The sequence below is a fragment of the Mycobacterium sp. AT1 genome (assembly GCF_002043095.1).
In the GTDB taxonomy this organism is placed as follows: Bacteria; Actinomycetota; Actinomycetes; order Mycobacteriales; family Mycobacteriaceae; genus Mycobacterium.
Genome location: NZ_MVOC01000063.1, coordinates 16,718 through 21,742, shown reverse-complemented (window position 1 = coordinate 21,742; position 5,025 = coordinate 16,718). Strand labels below are relative to the sequence as shown.

The 5,025-nt window shown below is 67.1% G+C and carries 4 protein-coding genes and 1 pseudogene; 2 read left to right on the top strand and 3 right to left on the bottom strand.

Translation table 11 applies throughout. The features are described from left to right. Together B1790_RS34810 and B1790_RS27275 are read left to right on the top strand one after the other, a co-directional pair. Positions 1-208, top strand: a pseudogene (locus tag B1790_RS34810) (hypothetical protein); the annotation flags it as partial. 37 nt (positions 209-245) lie between these two features. Then, the gene (locus tag B1790_RS27275; RefSeq protein WP_079926421.1) at positions 246-905 is read left to right on the top strand and encodes a PAS and ANTAR domain-containing protein; all 660 of its coding nucleotides are present in this window, start codon (positions 246-248) and stop codon (positions 903-905) included. A gap of 2 nt (positions 906-907) precedes the next feature. On the opposite strand, the gene B1790_RS27270 is transcribed toward B1790_RS27275, so the two are convergent. From B1790_RS27270 to fgd, 3 genes are all read right to left on the bottom strand, one after another. Then, positions 908-2,056: an acetate kinase gene (locus tag B1790_RS27270; RefSeq protein WP_079926420.1), complete on the bottom strand. Its 1,149-nt coding sequence runs from the start codon at positions 2,054-2,056 to the stop codon at positions 908-910. Next, positions 2,053-4,125 carry a phosphate acetyltransferase gene (gene pta, locus B1790_RS27265; protein WP_079926419.1) on the bottom strand — a complete coding sequence of 691 codons (2,073 nt, stop codon included), beginning with the start codon at positions 4,123-4,125 and terminating at the stop codon, positions 2,053-2,055. The genes B1790_RS27270 and pta overlap by 4 nt, the downstream gene beginning before the upstream one ends. Before the next feature lie 18 nt (positions 4,126-4,143). Beyond that, positions 4,144-5,025, bottom strand: an 882-nt coding sequence (fgd, locus tag B1790_RS27260; protein WP_233165337.1) for a glucose-6-phosphate dehydrogenase (coenzyme-F420), incomplete at its 5' end; no start/stop codon positions are given.

Here is a 5,025-nt window from a genome sequence, read left to right as displayed (position 1 = left end):
CACCACCCCGGGCAGCCGCCTGCTGTTCCCCGAACTCAGCGAACCCACCGCATCGGTGGTCGCCTCAGAGGTCCCCAGGGCACACACCGCCGGACTGACCATGCCCCGCCGCAAGACCACCCGCGCCCAAGACCGCGCCAGCCGCACCCAGCGCGAACGCGACCTCAACGAAGACTACTTACGGCGCAATGACGGCAGCGTCAGTTAGCGCGCGCTGACAGTTGACGTACAGCTAGTCTGCGGTCATGGTCGAGGTAATCGAGCCCGAGCCCCTGCTGGCTGGATGGTTCAAGTTCTACTTCGCCGACGAGCGCTGGGAATGGTCACCCGAGACAGAACGAATCCACGGCTACGAGCCCGGAACCGTCACGCCGACCACGGATCTGGTCATGTCGCACAAGCATCCCGACGACCTTGCCGCAATGACGGCCCACCTCGACACCGTGCGACGCACCCATCAGGCCGTCAGCACCCGACACCGCATCGTCGACGCAGGAGGACGAACGCGCGACGTCGTCGTGGCAGGGCAGGAGATCGTCGACGACGACGGCGTCGTGATCGGCACCTCCGGCGTCTACGTCGACGTCACGCCGACCCCGCTTGCGCTCGAGGACTCGGCCCGCACCCGGGAACGGACGATCACAGACAAGGTGACCACCGTCGTCGAAGGACGAGCGGTCATCGATGCCACGAAGGGCATGTTGATGCTGATCTACGGCATCGACGCCGACAAGGCCTTCGGCCTGCTCAAGTGGCAGTCCCAGGAGACGAACGTCAAGCTGCGGCTGCTCGCCCAACAGTTGGCCGAGGAGTTCCTCGCCGTCACCAACGACGGTCAACTGCCGCAGCGAGCCACCTTCGACAAGATCTTCCTCACTGCCCACCAGCGCGTGACGAAGGGTTGAACTCAGCCGTCGACCACGCCAGCACAAGCCCTCGCGATGGCCAGCTCCTCGTCGGTGGGGATGACGAGGACGGTCGTGGGTGAGGTCTCGAACGAGATGCGCCGGGGTGAGCGCGCCGGACTGTCGTTGAGGTGTTCGTCGAGTTCGATGCCGAGCGGCGCGAGACCGCTGAGCGCATCCCGGCGGACCGCGGCGTCGTTCTCCCCGACCCCGGCGGTGAACGTGATGACGTCGGTGTTGCCGAGTAGCGCCAGGTAGGAGCCGATGTACTTGCGCAGCCGGTGAATGTAGACCTCGTAAGCCAATTGGGCATCGGCGTCGCCGGTCTCGATGCGAAGGTGCAGCTGCCGGAAGTCGATCTCCCCACCAAGGCCAAGGACACCTGAGCGCCGGTTGAGCATCGTCTCGATGTCGGCCATGCTCATGCCAGCGGTCCGGTTCAGGTACATGATGACGCCAGGGTCGACGTCGCCCGACCGGGTGCCCATGACCAGCCCCTCCATCGGCGTCAAACCCATCGACGTGTCCTGCGGCCGGCCGCCGACGATCGCCGACGCGGACGCCCCGTTGCCAAGGTGCAGCACGATCTGGTTGAGCGATTCCAACGGAACGCCGAGGAACACCGCCGCCTGCTCACTGACGTACTGGTGCGACGTCCCGTGGAACCCGTACCGCCGAATGTGCCACTGCGAGGCCACGTCTCGAGGAATGGCGTAATGCGCCGCCGCGGCAGGCAGGTCATGAAAGTACGCCGTGTCGAACACCGCCACGTGCGGCAGGTCCGGCAGCACCTTGCGCGCCACCTCGATGCCGACGATGGCCGGCGGGTTGTGCAGCGGAGCCAACGGCGCGAGGGTCTCCAGCGTGGCGATCAGCCCGTCGTCGACGACCGTCGGCCGATACAGGTCCGGCCCGCCGTGCACGACGCGGTGACCGACGGCCACCAACCCCAACGACTCCAAGTCCAGCCCGGCCTCGGAAAGCTCGTCGAACGCCGCCCGCAGCGCGGCCTCGTGGTCGGCGATCGGTCCGGCGCCGATCCGCTCGACGATCCCGTCGGCGAGCTGACGCCCCGAATCCGGTTCGACGACGGCATATTTCAACGACGACGACCCACAGTTCAGCACCAGCACGGTGCGCGCGGCGCTCACTTGCCCTGCGCCTGGATCGCGGTGATCGCCACGGTGTTGACGATGTCCTCGACGAGCGCACCCCGCGACAGATCGTTGACCGGTTTGTTGAGCCCCTGCAGCACCGGCCCGATGGCGATCGCACCCGCGCTGCGCTGTACCGCCTTGTAAGTGTTGTTGCCCGTGTTGAGGTCGGGGAAGATCAGCACCGTCGCCCGGCCCGCCACCTTGGAGTCGGGCATCTTGGTGGCCGCCACCGACGGCTCCACCGCGGCGTCGTACTGGATGGGACCCTCGACCAACAGATCGGGTTCGCGGGATCGCACCAATTCAGTTGCCGTCCTTACCTTGTCGACGTCGGCACCCGTACCCGACGTACCCGTCGAGTAGGACAGCATCGCTACCCGCGGCTCGATGCCGAACTGCGCGGCAGTGCGCGCCGACGAGATGGCGATGTCGGCGAGTTGCTCGGCTGTCGGGTCGGGCACGATCGCACAGTCACCGTAGGCGAGCACCTCGTCGGCCAGGCACATCAGGAAGATGCTGGACACCGTCGACACGTCCGGGAGAGTCTTGATGATCTCGAACGCGGGCCGAACCGTGTGTGCGGTGGTGTGTTTCGCCCCGGAAACCATGCCGTCGACCATGCCGTTGTGCACCAGCATCGTGCCGAAGTACGAGACGTCGTGAATGGTCTCGCGCGCCTGCTCCACCGTGACGCCCTTGCGCTTGCGTAGTTCGGCGTACTGCTCGGCGAACTTGTCGCACAGCTCGCTGGTCTGCGGGTCGACCACCGTGGCCGCCGAGAGGTCGACACCCAATTCGGCCGCGCGGGCGCGGATCGCGGACTCCTCGCCGAGGATGGTCAGGTCGGCGACCGACCGCTGCAGCAGTCGGCCCGCCGCCTTGAGGATGCGGTCGTCGTCACCTTCCGGCAGCACGATCCGCTTGCGGTCCGAGCGCGCCCGGTCCTGCAACTGGTAGGTGAACATCTGGGGTGTGACCACCGACGGCACCGAAATGGACAGCTGCGCAAGCAGATCCGCGGTGTCGACGTAAGTGTCCATCAAGGATAGCGCGGTGTCGATCTTGCGATTCGAGTCGGCCGTCACGCGTCCGCGAGCCGACGCCACGGCCCGCGCCGTGTCGTAGGTTCCGAGCTCGGTGGTGACGACCGGCAGCCGTAACCCGAGGCCGGACACCAGCGCCGCGATCGACGGGTGCAGCGGCAGACCGCCGTTGAGGATCATGCACGACAGCGACGGAAAGCCCTCTGCCGCATGCGCGCTCGCGACGGCCAGCACCACGTCGGAACGGTCACCCGGCGTGATCACCGCCATGCCCTCGCGCAGCCGCTCCAGCACGTGCTCGGCCGTCATCCCCGCGACGAGGACGCCGAGCGCCTCACGGTGCAGCAGATCCTCGTCACCGCTCATCACCGCGCCGTGGACGGCAACCGTCAGCTCGCTGACCGACGGTGCCACCAGAAGCGGCTCCTCCGGAAGCACGTAGCTCTTCGGGGCGACGCGCTTGAGGGCCTCGGCGACCGCGGTCAGCTCGGCCGGATCACACCGGTTGGCCACCACCGCGGCCGTGTGCGCGTGCTGGCCTGCGATCTCGGCCAGGCACAACTCGACGACGTGGGCGACGTCCTCCGGAGTGCGGTCGGCGGCGCGCACGGCGAGGACGATGGGCGCGCCAAGGTTGACGGCGATGCGTGCGTTGACCGACAACTCGCTCGGCGACGCGACGTCGGTGTAGTCGCTCCCGACGATCAGGACGGCGTCACAGCGTTCGGCGACCTGGTGGTAGCGGTCGACGATCTCCGACAGCGCCGAGTCGGGATCGTCGTGCAGCTGCTGATAACCGACACCGACACACTCGTCGTAGCTCAGGCCCGCCGTGGTGTGCGCAATGAGGAGGTCGAGGATGTAGTCGCGATCCTCGCCCATGCGGGTGATCGGGCGGAACACCCCGACCTTGGCGACGGTCGCGGCGAGGCGGTGCAGAATGCCCAGCGCGATCGTCGACTTTCCGGTGTCCCCTTCGGGCGACGCAACGTAAATGGCCGAAACACTCGTTGGGGTCACGAGTGCCAGCCTGCCAAATCAGCCGAGCTTGCGCAGCCGCGGCTCCAGGTCACGCTGGAAGAGCTCCAGGAAGCGGCGCTGGTCGTGGCCCGGGGCGTGGAAGACGAGGTGGTTGAGTCCGTAGTCGACGTAGTCCTTGACCTTGGCGACGGCCTCGTCGGGATCCGACGCGACGATCCAGCGCTTCGCGACCTGCTCGATGGGCAGTTCGTCGGCGGCCTTCTCCATCTCCAACGGGTCGTGGATGTTCGTCTTCTGCTCGGCGGTCAGCGACAGCGGCGCCCAGAAGCGGGTGTTCTCCAATGCCAGCTCGGGATCGGTGTCGTAGGAGATCTTGATCTCGATCATCCGGTCGACGGCGTCGGGGGCCTTTCCAGCGGCCTCCTCGCCTTCCTTCACCGCGGGGATGAGCTTGTCCTTGTACAGCTCCTCACCCTTGCCGGAGGTGCAGATGAACCCGTCACCCGCGCGGCCCGCGTACTTGGCCACCTGAGGCCCGCCGGCGGCGATGTAGATCGGGATGCCGCCCTCGGGGACGTCGTAGATCGACGCGCCCTTGGTCTTGTAGTACTCGCCGTCGAAGTCGACGCGGTCGCCCAACCACAGCTCGCGCATGAGCCGGACGGATTCGCGGAGCCTCGCGTAGCGCTCCTTGAACTCGGGCCACTCGCCCTCGAAGCCGGTGGCGATCTCGTTGAGCGACTCGCCAGTGCCGACGCCCAGGAAGATCCGGTCGGGGTACAGACATCCCATGGTGGCGAACGCCTGCGCGATCACCGCCGGGTTGTATCGAAAGGTCGGGGTCAGCACCGAGGTGCCAAGCACCAGTCGCTTGGTGCGTTCGCCGACGGCCGTCATCCACGCCAGCGAGAACGGCGCGTGCCCGCCCTCGTGGCGCCA

What these genes read in the sequence shown, in the direction of transcription:
- B1790_RS27275 (WP_079926421.1), top strand. Translation starts at nt 246, where the DNA reads ATGGTCGAGGTAATCGAGCCCGAGCCCCTGCTGGCTGGATGGTTCAAG.